Origin of the sequence: Rhizobium sp. NFACC06-2 (assembly GCF_900101425.1) — a bacterium.
GTDB lineage: Bacteria > Pseudomonadota > Alphaproteobacteria > Rhizobiales > Rhizobiaceae > Agrobacterium > Agrobacterium leguminum.
Map to the genome: position 1 here is coordinate 45,608 of NZ_FMVA01000017.1, position 16,421 is coordinate 62,028.

At 60.0% G+C, this 16,421-nt stretch carries 14 protein-coding genes; 1 reads left to right on the forward strand and 13 read right to left on the reverse strand.

The window, feature by feature from the left end:
- The first annotated feature begins 112 nt into the window (after positions 1-112).
- Entirely contained in the window at positions 113-1,738 is a 1,626-nt protein-coding gene (gene pgi, locus F3H58_RS22605) for a glucose-6-phosphate isomerase (protein ID WP_149743855.1), read from the forward strand.
- A 62-nt stretch (positions 1,739-1,800) separates the two neighbouring features.
- On the opposite strand, the gene F3H58_RS22610 is transcribed toward pgi, so the two are convergent.
- The 13 genes from F3H58_RS22610 to F3H58_RS22670 all read right to left on the reverse strand — a co-directional run bounded on the left by F3H58_RS22610 (position 1,801) and on the right by F3H58_RS22670 (position 16,212).
- A complete protein-coding gene (locus F3H58_RS22610; RefSeq protein WP_149743856.1) occupies positions 1,801-2,529 on the reverse strand; it encodes an esterase family protein in 729 nt (242 codons plus the stop codon).
- Complete coding sequence (locus F3H58_RS22615) at positions 2,526-3,491, reverse strand: acetylxylan esterase (protein WP_149743857.1); 966 nt, start codon at positions 3,489-3,491, stop codon at positions 2,526-2,528. The genes F3H58_RS22610 and F3H58_RS22615 overlap by 4 nt, the downstream gene beginning before the upstream one ends.
- A gap of 124 nt (positions 3,492-3,615) precedes the next feature.
- Positions 3,616-4,542 (reverse strand): carbohydrate kinase family protein, encoded by a 927-nt coding sequence (locus tag F3H58_RS22620; RefSeq protein ID WP_149743858.1) that lies wholly within the window; start codon positions 4,540-4,542, stop codon positions 3,616-3,618.
- A 100-nt stretch (positions 4,543-4,642) separates the two neighbouring features.
- Complete coding sequence (locus F3H58_RS22625; RefSeq protein ID WP_003520012.1) at positions 4,643-5,341, reverse strand: orotate phosphoribosyltransferase; 699 nt, start codon at positions 5,339-5,341, stop codon at positions 4,643-4,645.
- Positions 5,342-5,508: 167 nt separating this feature from the next.
- On the reverse strand, positions 5,509-6,546 hold the full coding sequence (gene pyrC, locus F3H58_RS22630) for a dihydroorotase (RefSeq protein WP_080856948.1): 1,038 nt from the start codon (positions 6,544-6,546) through the stop codon (positions 5,509-5,511).
- A gap of 112 nt (positions 6,547-6,658) precedes the next feature.
- Positions 6,659-7,696, reverse strand: a complete 1,038-nt coding sequence (locus tag F3H58_RS22635; RefSeq protein ID WP_149743859.1) for a 4-hydroxyproline epimerase — start codon at positions 7,694-7,696, stop codon at positions 6,659-6,661.
- 127 nt (positions 7,697-7,823) lie between these two features.
- On the reverse strand, positions 7,824-9,146 hold the full coding sequence (locus tag F3H58_RS22640; RefSeq protein WP_035265045.1) for an alpha/beta hydrolase: 1,323 nt from the start codon (positions 9,144-9,146) through the stop codon (positions 7,824-7,826).
- A gap of 186 nt (positions 9,147-9,332) precedes the next feature.
- Positions 9,333-10,829 carry a succinyl-CoA:acetate CoA-transferase ScpC gene (gene scpC, locus F3H58_RS22645; RefSeq protein WP_149743860.1) on the reverse strand — a complete coding sequence of 499 codons (1,497 nt, stop codon included), beginning with the start codon at positions 10,827-10,829 and terminating at the stop codon, positions 9,333-9,335.
- Positions 10,830-11,120: 291 nt separating this feature from the next.
- Entirely contained in the window at positions 11,121-11,921 is an 801-nt protein-coding gene (locus tag F3H58_RS22650; RefSeq protein ID WP_149743861.1) for a phosphodiesterase, read from the reverse strand.
- A gap of 66 nt (positions 11,922-11,987) precedes the next feature.
- Positions 11,988-13,280 (reverse strand): ABC transporter substrate-binding protein, encoded by a 1,293-nt coding sequence (locus F3H58_RS22655; protein WP_149743862.1) that lies wholly within the window; start codon positions 13,278-13,280, stop codon positions 11,988-11,990.
- Between the two features lie 42 nt (positions 13,281-13,322).
- Complete coding sequence (locus F3H58_RS22660) at positions 13,323-14,144, reverse strand: carbohydrate ABC transporter permease (RefSeq protein WP_127756790.1); 822 nt, start codon at positions 14,142-14,144, stop codon at positions 13,323-13,325.
- Complete coding sequence (locus F3H58_RS22665; protein WP_149743863.1) at positions 14,144-15,070, reverse strand: carbohydrate ABC transporter permease; 927 nt, start codon at positions 15,068-15,070, stop codon at positions 14,144-14,146. Before F3H58_RS22665 ends, F3H58_RS22660 begins: the two co-directional genes overlap by 1 nt.
- Entirely contained in the window at positions 15,067-16,212 is a 1,146-nt protein-coding gene (locus F3H58_RS22670; protein ID WP_188129034.1) for an ABC transporter ATP-binding protein, read from the reverse strand. The genes F3H58_RS22665 and F3H58_RS22670 overlap by 4 nt, the downstream gene beginning before the upstream one ends.
- Positions 16,213-16,421 lie beyond the last annotated feature (209 nt).

A 16,421-nucleotide genomic window follows, 5' to 3' on the forward strand; every position in this document is an offset into this window, starting at 1 on the left:
CGACCGGCTCTTTCTTTCATCCTGGCCCTTTTCTTTTATCAAAGTCGCCTTGATTTGGCCGCCTGAAAAAGAATAGTTTCCTCATCCTTCCACGGAAGCCGAGGAGCACAAGATGCAGGCCACCATCGAAAAACTGAAAGCAACGGCGAGCAGCACAGCCGCAACCGATCTTCGCGCCGCCTTTGCGGCCGACGACAAGAGATTCAGCCGTTTCAGCGCCAAATTCGATGACCTGCTGATGGACTATTCCAAATGCGCCGTGAACGAAGAGATCGTCACGCTTCTCGAACAGCTCGCACGCGAGGGCGGTGTCGAAGCCAAGCGCGAGGAGATGTTCTCGGGCAAGGCGATCAACTTCACCGAGGACCGCGCCGTGCTGCATACTGCGCTGCGCAATCGCTCCAACACGCCGGTTCTCGTGGACGGCAAGGATGTGATGCCTGACGTGAACGCCGTTCTCACCGCCATGGGCAAGTTTGCCGAGGCGATCCGTTCCGGTTCGCTGAAGGGTGCGACCGGCAAGAAGATCACCGACGTCATCAATATCGGCATTGGCGGTTCCGATCTCGGCCCCGTGATGGCGACGCTGGCACTCGCGCCTTTCCATGACGGCCCGCGCGCGCATTTCGTCTCGAACATCGATGGCGCCCATATCGCCGATACTCTCAAGTTTATCGACCCGGAAACCTCGCTGTTCATCGTCGCGTCGAAGACCTTCACAACCATCGAGACGATGACGAACGCCGCCACCGCGCGTCGCTTCATCGCCGAGAAACTGGGTGAGGCAGCTGTCAAGCATCACTTCGCCGCCGTTTCCACCGCACTGGAAAAGGTTGCCGCCTTCGGCATCGAAAGCGACCGCATCTTCGGTTTCTGGGACTGGGTTGGCGGACGTTATTCGATCTGGTCGGCCATCGGCCTGCCGCTGATGATCGCCATCGGGCCGGATAATTTCGGCAAGTTCCTGGATGGTGCGCATGCCATGGACAGGCATTTCCGCGAAGCGCCGATCCGCGAAAACCTGCCGATGCTGCTCGGTCTCATCGGCTTTTATAATCGCAACGTGCTGAATTACCCGACACGGGCGATCCTGCCCTATGACCAGCGGCTCTCGCGTTTCCCGGCTTATCTGCAGCAGCTTGACATGGAGTCGAACGGCAAGGGTGTGACCATCGACGGCACGCCCGTCGAAGGCCAGTCCGGCCCGGTTGTCTGGGGCGAGCCTGGCACCAATGGCCAGCACGCCTTCTACCAGCTGATCCACCAGGGCACGAGCGTCATTCCGGCCGAATTCATGATCGCCGCCAACGGTTTCGAGCCCGAACTGCGCCACCAGCACCAGCTTCTCATCGCCAATTGCCTGGCGCAATCGGAAGCGCTGATGAAGGGCCGCACGCTCGCCGAAGCGAAAGCCCAGCTCACCTCCAAGGGCATGGAAGACAAACTCGCCGATTTTATCGCGCCGCATCGCGTCTTCACCGGCAACCGCCCCTCCATCACCTTCGTCTACGACAAGCTGACGCCGTTCGCGCTTGGCCGTCTGATCGCGCTCTACGAGCACCGCGTTTTCGTCGAAGGCGTGCTGTTCCGCATCAACTCCTTCGACCAATGGGGCGTGGAGCTTGGCAAGGAACTGGCAACCGGCCTGCTTCCCGTCGTTGAGGGCAAGGAAAGCGCTGCCGGTCATGACAGCTCTACGCAGGGACTGGTGAAGGCGCTGGCCGGTCTGGCAGGCTGAGGGACGTTACGACCTCAATCTTAAAAGCCGGAGACACCTCCGGCTTTTTTTATGCGGCGGCCTTAAATATAAAGCGCCGCCATCTTGCGCCACGCTCCGGCCCGGTGGGCGCGGCCATCCCAGACATGCATTTGATGCCCCACCTGCTTCTCCGATAGAACCCGGCTCAGATGATGGTTGTTGTCCAGAAACGGGTCAGCATCGCCGATGGTGAAAACCATGTCGATGTGGCGCAGGTGTTCAAGCCGCCATGGGCAGGCGAGGCCCGGCAGGAAATGGCTCGGCATGTGGAAATAGATGTCGTCGTCGTAATAGCCATCGAACAGATCGCCGAAGAATTCCACCTTCATCGTCAGATCGTAACGGCCGGAAAAGGCGACGAGCTTGCGAAAAAGATGCGGGTGGCGAAAAACGAGACTGGCGGCCTGAAACGCACCCAGGCTGCAACCCTGCACGATCGTATCGCTATTCGGGTTTTTCTCGGCCATCAGCGGCAGCACTTCGTTCAGAATATACTCTTCGAAGGCGGCATGGCGGCGAATGCGATCGGCGGGATGATGCCCGGCCGCATAGAAGGTCTCTCTGGCCAACCCCTCTATGCAATAGAGCTGAAGGTGGCCCGCCTCCAGCTTGTCGGCCAGACTGCCGACAAGACCCAGTTCCTCATATTCGAAGAAACGCCCGTCGCGGGTGGGAAACATCAGCACCCTGGCGCCGGAATGTCCGAATATTAACAGCTCCATGTCGCGATGGAGCCTTTGACTATACCAGCGGAGATATTCGCGTTTCATGGCACCTTGAAAAACCGTCTGACCTTGTCCTTATGGACCGCATCTTGCGATGCGCTGTCAGGGTAATCGAAATGCCCGGCGTCGAGGATGAATATTTCATTAAATTTTGATTTCGGCAGCGCATTGGCCACCGCGAACTGGCAGGGCGGCGCGACCGCCGGATCGAAAAGCGCGGGCGCGACCAACATCGGCACTTTTATGCGGGTGGCGGCACTGGCGGCATCGAACAGGCGCAGCGTCTCAAGCACATTGGCATGGGTCTTCTGATAGGTCTGAACCGCATCCGCGCTGCCAACGGTGGGCAACGTCAGCCAGAAAGGCCGGTGTCCGAATGTCGGCACGACAAGATGGCCGCGATCAATGCGCTCGTCGAAAGGGATGGCCAGGGCACCGATGCCGCCGCCGAAACTGATGCCGCTGTAACCTACCTGCCCTTCCAGCCAGGGATAAAGGCTGATGAGCGTGGAAACGGCAACCCACAGATCGTCGACGCAGCCGCCGATGATGTAATCGTCTTTCCTGTCGATATTATAGAGAACATGAAGCGCCGGGTCGGACGAGATCGGCGGACAGGCGCTCAGCGAAAGCCCGCGAAAACAGGGAAACAGCACGGCCGTTTCTTCCACCGGCACGTCGAAATCGGGTTCCCCTCGCCCGCCATAACCATGGCCCACAACGAGGCCGCGGCGCACCTGCCCTTCGCGCGGCAAAAGCAGCCACCCGCCGATGCGAAAACCGCCGGTGGAGGTGTAGGTCATATCAAGGACATGCCAGCGGGGGTCGGTGAGCCTGCTCTTGCGTAGCACCGGCCGGCAATCCGTGGCGAGCGCGCGGCGATAGCGCTTTTTCCAGAAATCATCGAAGCCCGGCGGCGCTTCGGGCGGGGTGATGGCCAGCAGTTGCTCGCGCTGCATGCCATAGGTCGGGTCGAAATCGAAAGGATGGGACTTGGGAACGCTCATGCGATGCTTGTTTCGTGAAAAAACAGCGGACACAAGCTTCATAATATCGAAATAACGGTTTTTTACGGTTCTAAAGCCGGGAAGAGTGTTGAACCACCTTTTCAAAATGGTTCAACCGCGCTCATCACAAACCGATTTCATGCGCAAAGGGTGGGTTCGCGCCGGCCCGCGAAACGGTGACAGCGGCCGCTTTCGCGCCGAGTGCCAGAGCCTTCCTGATCTGGTCTTCCGTGAGCGAGGCAACCTGCGCCTTGGTCAGCAAACCCTGCATTTTCAGCGAGGCAAGAATGCCGGCATCGAATGTGTCACCCGCGCCAACAGTGTCGACCACTTCCACCCGCTCGGAGGCCACTTCCACCTTGAGATTGGCGCTATACCCCACCGCGCCCTTGGCGCCACGGGTGACGACGACCAGCTTTGCGCCGTGATGCAGCCAGTGGCGGGCAAGCGTGTCCTCATCACCTTCCAGCCCGAACCAGGCAAGGTCCTCATCCGAGAATTTCACGATATCCGACATGGCCGCCATGCGGCGGATGCGGGCCATGTGGGACTGCTTGTCCTTGATGAAGCCGGGGCGGATATTCGGATCGAGCGAGATGACACGGCTTTCATGCTCGCGCGTCATCAGCGCCTCATAGGTGCTGCCGCAAGGCTCCGGGATGAGGCTGATCGCACCGAAATGCAGCGCCTCGCAATCGGCGCCCAGCGCCGGAAGCTCCACTTCGGTGATCATCCGGCCAGCGGTGTTTTCGTCATAGAAGGCATAGGTCGCATGGCCATCCACCAGCTTCACGAAGGCGATGGTGGTCGGCCGCGAAAGGGTGGCGCAATAGCTGAAGTCGACATTGCTGGCGCGCAGGGTTTCCCGCAGGATATCGCCCATCATGTCATCGGAAAGGCCCGTGAAGAAGGCGGATGGAACGCCGAGACGCCCCAGCGCAATCGCCGTGTTGAAGACCGCTCCGCCTGCATAGGGGGCAAAACCTGCCTCACCCAGCGTCGTCTGCCGGGGCAGCATGTCGATCAGGGCTTCACCACAACACAGGATCATTACGGTCCTCCTCAAAACAGCAAATCAAATGGACTTAAATCGATTTAGACCAAGATCGATCGGAAGGCCAGCCGCAAAACCGGGCTGGCCGCATCCGAAATTAAGATTGCGGCAATTCGCTGACACCGCCGCGTTTTGCCGACCATGGCAGCGGGTTATCGAGGAAGGCCTCGACCTCCGAGAGGGTCTTTTCGTCAAACAGTTTCTCAGCCCGGGCAACGGCCAGAACATCGCGCCAGGTGGTCAGGTAATGCAGCTTGACATTGCCATTGGCGAAGCGCGCTTCCGCCTCTTCGAAGATGCCGTAATAAAACAGCGCGATACCGTGATCCACAATGCCGCCCGCCGCACGGATGGCGTCGATGAAGGTGAACATCGAGCCGCCCGCCGTCGTCAGATCCTCGATGACGAGAACGCGGGCTCCCTCCGGCATATGGCCTTCGATCTGAGCGTTGCGGCCATGGCCTTTCGGCTTCTTGCGGCAATAGATCATCGGCAGGCCAAGGCGCTCGGCAAGGAAAGCGGCAAAGGGAATGCCCGCCGTTTCACCACCTGCCACACAGTCGAACTTCTCGAAACCGGCCTCGCGCATCACCGCCGCCGCCGCAAAATCCATCGCTGCCGAGCGGATGCGCGGGAAGGAGATGAGCTTGCGCATATCGATGTAAACCGGGCTCTTCATGCCCGAAGCGAAGGTATAGGGGCTTTCGGAATTAAAATGGACCGCCTTGATTTCCCACAACATCTTCGCAACCAGTTCCGCAACGACGGCGCGGTCAGTGAATGTGAAATGGTTCATAGGCGTTCTCCTTTTTCGGCCTTGGTTTATCGCTCCGAAAACCCGGATCGGTTTTCGGAAAGCACAACGTCTCGGTTCAGCATTGCAGGCATCCGCAGGCGGCGCCGAAGGGCGAATGCCTAGGGACCATAACAAAACCGCCGGCAGTGCCGGCGGTTACTAAAAAATCAACTCACATCCCAATGGAGCGGGAACATCGGATCGAACACGGTGACCGGCCCGGCGCCCGTCTCGATTTTTTCAGGAAAGGCCACCGCTTCCTCGCGCTTGACCAGCGTGATCGTCTCCTCGTTCGGAGCCAGCCCGTACCAGGCCGGGCCGTTAAGCGAAGCGAAGGCTTCCAGCTTATCGAGGGCGTTTTCATCCTCGAAGACGTGGGCAAGACAGCTCATGGTGTTGATCGAGGTATAGATGCCGGCGCAGCCGCAGGCGCATTCCTTCAGCGGGTCCACATGTGGGGCGGAATCCGTGCCGAGGAAGAAGCGTGCATCGCCCGAAGTCGCGGCAGCCCGCAGCGCCAGCCGGTGTTCTTCGCGCTTGGCGACGGGCAGGCAATAATAATGCGGCTTGATACCGCCAACCAGAATGGCGTTACGGTTGATGATGAGATGGTGGGTGGTGATGGAGCCGGCGATGTTGGCCTTGGACGACTTGATATAGTCCACGCCGTCGCGGGTGGTGATGTGCTCCATCGTTACCTTGAGTTCCGGCAGGCGCTGGCGCAGTGGCTCCAGAACCGTATCGATGAACACTTTCTCGCGGTCGAAAATATCGACTTCCGGCGTCGTGACCTCACCATGCACGCAGAGCGGCAGGCCGATCTTCGCCATGCGTTCCAGAACCGGCATGGCCTTGTTGAAATCGCGCACGCCGCCGTGGGAATTGGTGGTCGCACCCGCCGGATAGAGCTTTACGGCAGTGATGAGGCCGCTTTTTTTGCCCTCTTCCACATCGTCGGCCTGCGTGTCCTCGGTGAGATAGAGGGTCATCAGCGGCTCGAAACGGTCACCCGCTGGAATTGCCTTGACGATGCGTTCGCGATAGGCGCGGGCATCGGCCGTGGTGACGACCGGCGGCACCAGGTTCGGCATGATGATGGCGCGGGCGAAATGGCGGCTCGTATCCCCGATCACCCCTTCCAGCATTGCCCCATCACGCAGGTGCAGGTGCCAGTCATCAGGGCGGCGCAGGGTGAGCGACTTCATCGGGATACCTCGGAGCATGATGGAATTGCGCCCGCTTAGCATCTTTTGTCGCGGGAAAACAGCCGCCCGACACGATCAGGCAGCCGTAAATGTCATTTTTTTGAAGCGCGCTTCAGATGTTGCCCGCTTCCGGCCCCCAGACATCGGTCATGGCGAAACCATCGGCCAGCGGATCAAAGGGATCGAGACCCACCTGATGCAGGCCGAAGGTGAAACCACGCCCGGCAATGGTGGGGATGACAGCCGGGCGGCCGGTCACCTCGGTGACGGCGGAAAGGCCGACATCGAATTCCGAACCAATGATCGAGCGGGATTTATACTCGTCTCCCACCTTCACCTTGCCGCGCGCATATAGCGTGGCGAGATTGGCGGAGTTGCCGGTGCCGCAGGGCGAGCGATCCGCCCGGCCCGGCCACATGGTGGTGCAGGTGCGGATGGAGCCATCCGCATCCACATCGCGGAACATGACATAGGCAACGCCGGAAATGGCCGGAATTTCCGGATGAACGACGGTCATTTCACGGTTGACCAGATCTTTCAGGATCATGCCCGCCGAGACCAGTTTGGCCGCATTGGCCTTTTCGATGGTGAGGCCGATCTGGCGGACATCGACCAGCGCATAAAAAATGCCGCCATAGGAAATATCCATCGTCACCCTGCCCCATTCGGGCGTGTCGATGCTGACATCCAGCTCATGCGCGAAGGATGGCACCATGGTCAGCTTGACCTTTTCGCAACGACCGTCGCGGCAGGTGGCCGTGGCCTTGACCAGACCGGCCGCTGTTTCGAGGATGATGACGGTTTCCGGCTCCTGCATTTCCACCATGCCGCTTTCCAGAAGCGCCGTCGTCGCGCAGATGGAATTGGACCCGGAGCTGGCATGCGCCTGATCCGGCTGGAGAATGACAAAAGCCGCGTGTGCATCCGGGTGCTTCGGCGGCAGGAGAAGATTAACCGACCCCATCGGCGTGCCGCGCGGCTCCAGCGTCAGGAAGCGACGAAGCGCCTCTCCCTGCGGATCGGTATTCATCCAGTGAAGCTGTTCGGCCACCGTATTGCCGGGAATTTTCGGTGCGCCGCCGGTGACGACACGGCCGATTTCGCCTTCGCAATGAACATCGAGAAGCTGGAGGGTGCGTTTCCAACGCATGGGGTCTACTCCGGAAGTTGTTTGTAGACCCGACCATACAGATAAAAATACAAGCTGTATACAAATCTGCGAGGGCGAGATGATGAAAACCCCTTACGGTTTCACCATCTCGCTTTTGATCTTTGATCTATCGGTTACGGCACTCTGCCCGGTTTCGATTGGGGGCCGCCTCGCAATTCACTCTCGATGACTGAACAGCTTGATCGTCCACCACGGAACCGGCGGTATCGCCCACCGATCCGACGGTATTTTCCACGGAGCGGCCGAGCCGTTCCACCTGCCTGCCGTAATTTTCACGCGTGCGCGGATCGAAGACCGCAATCGGCGCGCTGACCACGACGCTCGCCGCCGTCCCGACGGTTTGCGCAGCCCCGATGCTGACGGCGCCCAGCGCCTCACCCAAGCCGACATCGGAATCCGTCACCGTCTGCCCGGCGATAAGGCGGTCGCCGATAAGCCGGACAACCTCGGGGCTTTCGGCAAATTTTCCATGGTTCAGGCGGTCACCGGATTGCAGCTTGGTCAAATCCAGAACAGTGATGCCGGCCTTTTCAAGCTCGCTGCGATAGGGCTCGACGGATGGGTCGATCTGGCCGAGACGATCGACATTGCCGGAAATACGGCGTGACAGGCTGAGAGCGCGATCATCCTGCGAAACGAACAGAGTGAATTTCGGCGGGGTTTTGCCGAGGCTTGCGAATTGCCGGCTGAACACGTCCACATCCAGATCCGGCGCGGCGAGAATGACATTGCCGATCTTCGGATCGACCCGGCCATTGCGGATGGCCATCTGGCGCAGCGCCTCCACCGCAAGCCAGGTACCCATGGAGTGGGCCATGACCGTGACCTCGCCGATGGACTTGTCCTTGGCGAGTCGCGTCAGCATTTCCTCCAGCGCATCGCGAGAGTAGTTGGTGCTTTCCTTGTCGTAATTATAATCGAAAATGCTCGCCCGCGATGGCCAGGTGAAGACCACCGGCACGACATCCGTGCCGGAATCATGGACGATCTGGGCGAAGCGATAGACGGATTCTTCGTAACGATTATTAAAACCATGCACGAAGACCAGCACGCGGCGGTCTTTCTGGATATGCTTGCTGATCCAGCTTCGTGTTTCCGCTTCGGAGCGAATGGGCTCCACCGCAACCGTGGTGAAATCCTTGAGCGGGTTCGGCGGCAGTTTCTTCGGCCATTGCACCTGCCCGACCTTGCGGTTGGCATTGGGCGGAATGGAAACCGTTACCGCATCCACCTTCAGACCCGTTCCACGCTCGCCGCCAAAAAGCACGGCGGCGTTTTCCGATGGTGCACGGGTGGTGGCGACCAGAAGGTTGACCGGCGTGGTTCCCGCCACGGTTTGCCCCGTCGGCGTCATGACCCCAATCGGACGCCCCCCGCAGCCGGCGAGCAGGGCGACAATGGCGATCATGGCCACGAAGCGAATGGGCATCACATTACTCTCCTACAACCCAGAGGCAGCCAGACAGCAGCCGGGGGAGAGGATTTTCTACCGGAGGCGGAACCGCCGCGCCAGCAACCACAGCACCGGAGCGGACACTTTCCGCCCCGGTGTGTCCAAACGGACCCAATTGCACAGCTGTCACACCGGCAAGGGAGCGCCTTCTAAAATGCAGGCCTATTTCTGCGGCAGCATCGTGCCCCTTTCGCGCAGAGCCGCATGCCAGGATAGCGCTTCTTCGATGAGATGCGGCGTATGTCCACCCCGCGCCACCGCCCGCCGGTAATAATCCATCAGCGCATCGCGATAATCAGGATGCACGCAGTTCGCGATGATGACCGCCGCGCGCTCACGAGGCGCCAGCCCACGCAGATCGGCAAGACCGATTTCGGTGACGAGAATATCGACATCATGTTCGGTATGATCGACATGGCTTACCATCGGCACGACGCTTGAAATGGCCCCGCCCTTGGCGATCGATTTGGTGACGAAGATGGACATATAGGCGTTGCGGGCGAAATCCCCCGAGCCACCGATGCCGTTCATCATGTGCGTTCCGCCGACATGGGTGGAATTGACGTTTCCGTAGATATCGAATTCCAGCGCCGTGTTGATGCCGATAATGCCGAGGCGGCGGATGACTTCCGGGTGGTTGCTGACCTCCTGCGGCCGCAGGATAAGCCTGCTCTTATATTCCGCCAGTCGCGGCATCACCTGCCCGTTCATGGCGGAAGACAGCGTGATCGACGACCCGGAGGCGAAAGTCAGCTTGCCCGCATCAAACAGTTCGAAAGTCGAATCCTGCAGGACCTCCGAATACATTTTGAGATCGTGAAACGGCGTATCGATGAAACCGTGCATCACGGCATTGGCGATGGTGCCGATGCCGGCCTGCAGCGGCTGGAGTTCATGGGTCATGCGGCCGTGACGCACTTCGTTCAACAGGAACTCGGTGAGATGCCCGGCAATGGCCTTCGTCTCGTCATCCGGTGGCAGCACCGTTGAAAAACTGTCGCTCTTGTCGCTCAGCACGATGGCGGCGATCTTTTCCGGCGGCACCGGAATGAATGGCAGGCCGACACGGCTATCCGTCGCCACCACCGGAATGGGCATGCGGGTCGGGCGTCTGGCGGGAATGAAGATGTCGTGCAACCCCTCCAGCACCTCGGGCTGCGAGAGGTTGATTTCGACGATGACCTTATCGGCCAGAATGGCGAAGCTTGCGGAATTGCCGACGGAGGTGGTTGGCACGATGCCGCCTTCCGCCGTGATCGCTACCGCCTCGACAATGGCGATATCGACGCCATGAATCTGGCCGCCGCGCAATTGCTCGACCGTTTCGGAAAGGTGCTGATCGATGAACATCACCTTGCCGTCATTGATCGCCCTGCGCAAAGCCGGATCGGACTGGAACGGCATGCGGCGCGCCAGCATGCCCGCCTCCACCATGGTCTTGTCGAGATCGTTGCCGAGTGAGGCGCCGGTCATCAGGGTGATTTTCATGGGGTTCGTCTTGGCGCGCTCGGCCAGCGCCAGCGGCACCGCCTTCGCTTCGCCGGCGCGCGTAAAGCCGCTCATGCCCACCGTCATGCCGTCCTGAATGAGACTGGCGGCCTCTTCGGCACTGACGATCCTGTTCAAGAGGGACGCGTTGCGGATACGCTTTTCAAGCATGCAATTCTCCATGATCTGTCATCACGATGGCACGGCATCCGGCTGGCCACCTTTCGTCGACTATGGCGTGCAGTTTCATCGATGAAACTGACATAGATCAAGGGTGCGCAGGGAACCATGGTTCCGATGCATCACATCGCGTTCAACAAACCAGAAGTGGCGCATCGGCGCGACAGGCCACGGGTGTCTTCCGACCACCGCAGCCTTGCAATCGTCAAAAACCCCTCCCTCACCACCGGCAACAGGCGAGGAGGCGAAGGTCATCTCCGTGCAACACGGAAACGTCCGATGTCAGGGGCCTTCGCAGACAGGCGCCTGACCGAGCACGACCTGCCCCACTTCCGCATCATAGGCGCGCAGACCGAATGCACCCATGCTTATGACCCGGTAACAGGGATTGCCGCCCGTCCACAGCGGATCGACAACATCGATATCGGTGATGAAACGGTGTGCGCAGGCCTGACCGGAACTATAGGCGATGCCTTCGGCGGTCGTGCCTGCCATCGGCACATGGATATGGCCAAAAATGATATGACGTATACCGGCCGGATGAGCGGCGAGACGGCGCATGACAGCACCGTCATCATGCATGCCGATATGTTCGAAATGGCGGATGCCGCAATCCATCGGCGGGTGATGAATGAACACCGTCACCGGCAGGTCGCCCGCCCTTTCCAGCGCACTCTCCAGCCATGCCAGACGATCCGCACCATATATGCCGCCGACCACATCGGCCTCGTGGCTGTCGAGAAACAGCAGCCGACCGAATTCGGTATCGATGACGGACTGGATGTAGCCGTTATCGTCACGCGGCTGTTCCGGAAAGGCCGCGACGAATTCCGGGCGGCGGTCGTGATTACCCAGCATCAACCGCACGGGGATCGAGACGGGCGCGAGGATTTCGCGAAGCAGCTCATAGGCTTCCGGCTCGCCGTAATTGCAGAGATCACCCGTCATCACAAGAAGATCGGCATCGGCATGTTTTTCGACAATATCGGCCACCGCCGCGCGCAGCTGCTTTTCCGGGTCGACGCCGTTTACAGCAATGCCGGGGGGTACAAGATGAGTGTCGGTGATCTGGATGATCTTCATAACAGGTCTTTCTGCGCAAAATGGCTGCGGGAACGGATTTCCCCGCAGCCTTTTCGATGGTTTTGCTTATTTCAGCAGGGCGTTGGTCTGCTCGACGATCTGCTTGAGACCAGCTTCCGGCGTCACCTCACCGCGCATGACGGTGCCGATGATGTCGCGCTGGGTGCGCCAGATGCGGACGGAATCGCCACCCGGATAACCGACCCAGGGCAGAGAACGGTCAGCCTGAAGCGAAGCGGTCTTCACATTCGGGTTCTCGACATAATAAGGAGCGAGGAAGTCCGGGCCGGTGGCCAGCTTGTTGGTCGGCAGGTAACCGGTGATGCGAACGATGGTGTTCTGCGCTTCCGGACCGGTGATCCACTTCAGGTACTTCCAGGCGGCGTCCTGCTTGGCCTTTTCCTGGGTCAGGATAACTGCCGAGTTGCCGCCGGTGGGAACGCCGCCCTTTGCCTTGTTGTCGAGCGGGAAGGTCGCGGTCTTCAGCTTGAAGCGGTCGCCGACCAGACCCTGGATCGTCTGAACATGGGCAGGCGTCGAGAAGATGAAACCGGTGAGGCCTGCACCGAACTGCTGGCGCGACTGATCCCAGTCGAGCAGGTTCTGGCCGCCTTCGGTAACGAACTGACGGGTCATCTTCAGGGCGTTGAGGCCGATCTCGTTATCGAAGCCAACGGTCTTGGCCTTCTCGTCAACGAGCTTGCCGCCCTGTTCGACGATGAGCGCCTGCCACAACCAGTCATCCGGCCAGCCGTTGATGTCGTAGCTCATGCCGGCGAACTTGGGGTCGAGAGCCTTGATCTTCTTTGCGAGAGCAATGAGCTCCGCAAAGGTCGTCGGCATCTTGTCCGGGTCGCCGCCAGCCTTGGTGACGAGGTCGGAGTTGATGTAGATGATCGGCGAGGACGCGTTGACCGGCAGACCATACTGCTTGCCGTCGATCTGGCCGAGAGCGGCCATCTTCGGGCTGTAGTTCTTGTCGAGGAAGGCCTGACCGCCTTCAGCCTGAATGAACGGGCCGAGATCGGTGATCTGGTTGCGCGGTGCGAGCGTGTGAACGAGTTCCGCCGTCAGATTGTAACCCGAGAAATAAACATCCGGCAGATTGCCCGTTACGGCGGAGCGCAGAACCTGCTGCTGGCCTTCATTATAACCGGCGGCCGGAGCGAGGAAGTTGATCTTCACGTCCGGGTTCTTCTTCATGAATTCATCGGCCAGCGGCTGATGGAACTTGGTGAAGCCCGGCAGGTTGTAAAGAACGTTGAGCGTGATTTCATTGGCCATAACCGGCTGAGCGAGGCCCGCAAAAGCCATGCCGAGAGCCAGACCGCCCATCACAGCGCGTCGGTTGAGTTTCATGTCAGTCTCCAGAGAGGTTGGGAGGAGGAAATCTGAACGGCGTCACTTGACGCCGGTCATGGTAATACCGGCGATGAAGTGCCGCCGTGCGAGGAGGAAGCACAGCACCATCGGCGCGGTAATCAGTGTAGCGCCCGCCATCAGCGCACCGTAATTCGCGCCGGATTCGACATCGGCGAAAAGCATCATGCCAAGCGGCGGCGGGGCGAGATTGGTGTCGGAGACCACGATCATCGGCCAATAAAGGTCGTTCCAGTGGGCAACGAGCGAAAAGATCGAGAAAGCGGCGAGCGAAGGCAGCGACCCGCGAAGGACCAGCCCCCAGCAAATCTCCATTTCCGAGAACCCATCCATGCGGGCAGCCTCGATGATCTCATTCGGATAGCTGCGGAAGGACTGGTTGAACAGGAAGATTGCGAAGACCGAAAGGAAGAACGGCATCATCATCGCAAAGTACGTATTCAGAAGCTCCGTCTTGGCGAGACCGACAAAGAGCGGGAGGGCGAGCGCCTGAATGGGAACGCAGAGCGCCGCAATGACGAGGCCCAGCAGCAGCTTGCGGCCCGGGAACCGGAGCTTCGCCAGCGCATAGGCAGCCGGAACCGACGTCAGGATCTGCACGACGAGAATGCCGACGCAGACGATGACGCCGTTGAGCATGAAACGCGCCATCGGCACCTGACCCGCCGCCCGGGCGTAATTATCGGCCGCGTCGAATTTCTGCGGGATCGGCCAGAGCGAGACATCGAAAATCTCCGCAGGTGAGCGGATCGAGGTCAACACCATCCAGTAGAACGGCAGGAGCATCACGAAAGCGCCAAGGGCAAGCACGAGATGTGGGAGATATTTGCGGAGTGCGGCCATCAGTAGTGCACCTTCCGGTCCATGTGCAGCGTCTGGCCGATAGACAGGACCAGCACGATCGCGAGGAAGATAATCGTCAGCGCGGCGGCATAACCGGTGTTCGAATATTCGAAACCTTCGAGATAGAGATCGAACAACAGGGTTTCCGATCCGAAGCGGCCCTTGGTGAGCACAGCCACCGTCTCGAACACCTTGAAGGCCGAGATGGAGGTGGTGACCACCACGAACATGGTCGTCGGCCCGAGCATCGGCCAAGTCACGGTCAGGAAGCGGTCGACCGGGTTCTTGGCGCCATCCAGCCGCGCCGCCTCGTGCAGATCCTTCGAAATGGCGGTGAGGCCGGCGAGGAACAGCACCATGTTGAAACCCAGGATCTGCCAGACGCCCATCAGCGCCATGGTGGGAATGAGGAGGACGGGATTGGAGAGGAAGGCGACCGGCTCGAAGCCCAGCCATTTGATCGCCGCATTCACCGGACCGAGCGAGGGATGCAGCAGGAACTGCCACACGGTCGCCATGGCGACGAGGGTTGCCGTGACGGGGAGGAAATAAGCCACCTCCCAGAAAGCCCGGCTGCGCTTGCGGTTATAAACGAGCAAAGCCACACCGAGCGCAAGAAACACACCGAAGGGAATGACGATGAGCGCATAGATGGCGGTATTGGCCAGAGAGCGCAGGAAGACCGGATCCTGAAACACCTTGACGAAGTTTCCGAGGCCGACAAAGCGGGTGGAGAGCGAACCGAGCTGGTAATCGGTGACGGAAAAACCGGCCAGAACGAGCATCGGCACGATATAGATTGCCAGAAGCAGCAGGCTTGCGGGGGCCGCGAACATCAGGCCGCGCCAGATCATCCGCCGGTCCGCCTTTGACAGCCGCGGGCGAGCCTTCGCGCGCGCGGCCGTGGAAAAATCGACCGCCGTCATGCCGGCACCCGTTCGCGCACCGTCACCTTGCGACGCAGGCCATCGGCCGCGAAAAGATGCGCGCGTTCCGGCGCAAAGCCAAGATTCATCACGCCATTCATATCCGCGCCCACGGCATCGCCGGCGCCCTGACGCAGGGTGATGGCGACCGTTTCGTCGCTCAGCAGGCGGCAGCTCACGAAGCGGTCGGCCCCGTGGGTTTCGCTGCGCACCACGCGCACGGCAAAACCTTCTTCGCCCGGGCGCAAATCTTCGGCACGAAGGCCGAGCGTCGCCGGGCCGGCATCGCGGCCCACACCCTCGATGCCAAGATCGCGCCCAAAGGCCTTGACTTTACCCTGCGCGTCGATTTCGACCGGCAGCAGGTTGATCGATGGCGTGCCGATGAAACGTGCGACCGTCAGCGTCGCGGGCTTGCGGTAAAGCTCGTCCGGCGTGCCAAGCTGCTCGATGCGGCCTTCCGACATCAACGCGATGCGGTCGGACATGGTCATGGCTTCGATCTGGTCGTGGGTGACATAGATGAAGGTCGCCCCCAGCCGACGGTGCAGGCCGGCCAGTTCCTCACGCATGTGGGCGCGAAGCTTCGCATCGAGGTTGGAGAGCGGCTCGTCCATCAGGAAGGCGGCGGGCGAACGCACCAGCGCCCGGGCGAGCGCCACGCGCTGGCGCTGGCCGCCGGAAAGCTGCGCCGGCTTGCGATCCAGCAAATGCGCGATCTGTAGCGTCTCGGCCGCCTGTTCGACGGCGGCGTCGATCTGGCTCAGCGTTTCTGTCGGGGCCGCAAACCGTCCGACCAGCGGCAGGCGGGCGGCAAAGGGCAGACGCCGCATCCTGAGCGGCGTGGCAATGTTCTGGCGCACGCTCATATGCGGATAAAGGGCGTAGGACTGGAAAACCATCGCCAGATTGCGATCGCTCGGATCAACCTCTGTCACATCCTGATCGCCGATGGAGACCGAACCGCGATCCGGTGTTTCCAGCCCCGCAATGATACGCAGAAGCGTGGACTTGCCGCAGCCCGACATGCCGACGAGAGACAAAAACTCTCCGGGACGGATGGAGAGATCGATCTCTTTCAAAACATCGTCAGCCCCGAAGCCTTTGCCGATGCCCGAAAGTTCAAGTGATTGTGGCGTCATTCTGCGCTCCTTTTCTGAAGCGCATATGCTTATATTGTATGACAATATGACGAAGGTTTGCGGAAAGTTCGATGACACTCGAAAGCCCGGTAATCCCGGGCTGTCGGAAAATCCTTTGGTACAGGCCTCCACCCAAAACCACTAATATTTAGGGGGTATTGCTAAAATATTCCTCGTTCGCACTTATAGACTGAGAACCGGGCCGGCAG

Bases quoted from the DNA above. Each gene is read 5' to 3' on its own strand.
- pgi (WP_149743855.1), top strand. From the start codon at position 113: ATGCAGGCCACCATCGAAAAACTGAAAGCAACGGCGAGCAGCACAGCC.
- F3H58_RS22610 (WP_149743856.1), bottom strand. From the start codon at position 2,529: ATGAAACGCGAATATCTCCGCTGGTATAGTCAAAGGCTCCATCGCGAC.
- F3H58_RS22615 (WP_149743857.1), bottom strand. From the start codon at position 3,491: ATGAGCGTTCCCAAGTCCCATCCTTTCGATTTCGACCCGACCTATGGC.
- F3H58_RS22620 (WP_149743858.1), bottom strand. From the start codon at position 4,542: ATGATCCTGTGTTGTGGTGAAGCCCTGATCGACATGCTGCCCCGGCAG.
- F3H58_RS22625 (WP_003520012.1), bottom strand. From the start codon at position 5,341: ATGAACCATTTCACATTCACTGACCGCGCCGTCGTTGCGGAACTGGTT.
- pyrC (WP_080856948.1), bottom strand. From the start codon at position 6,546: ATGAAGTCGCTCACCCTGCGCCGCCCTGATGACTGGCACCTGCACCTG.
- F3H58_RS22635 (WP_149743859.1), bottom strand. From the start codon at position 7,696: ATGCGTTGGAAACGCACCCTCCAGCTTCTCGATGTTCATTGCGAAGGC.
- F3H58_RS22640 (WP_035265045.1), bottom strand. From the start codon at position 9,146: ATGCCCATTCGCTTCGTGGCCATGATCGCCATTGTCGCCCTGCTCGCC.
- scpC (WP_149743860.1), bottom strand. From the start codon at position 10,829: ATGCTTGAAAAGCGTATCCGCAACGCGTCCCTCTTGAACAGGATCGTC.
- F3H58_RS22650 (WP_149743861.1), bottom strand. From the start codon at position 11,921: ATGAAGATCATCCAGATCACCGACACTCATCTTGTACCCCCCGGCATT.
- F3H58_RS22655 (WP_149743862.1), bottom strand. From the start codon at position 13,280: ATGAAACTCAACCGACGCGCTGTGATGGGCGGTCTGGCTCTCGGCATG.
- F3H58_RS22660 (WP_127756790.1), bottom strand. From the start codon at position 14,144: ATGGCCGCACTCCGCAAATATCTCCCACATCTCGTGCTTGCCCTTGGC.
- F3H58_RS22665 (WP_149743863.1), bottom strand. From the start codon at position 15,070: ATGACGGCGGTCGATTTTTCCACGGCCGCGCGCGCGAAGGCTCGCCCG.
- F3H58_RS22670 (WP_188129034.1), bottom strand. From the start codon at position 16,212: ATGACGCCACAATCACTTGAACTTTCGGGCATCGGCAAAGGCTTCGGG.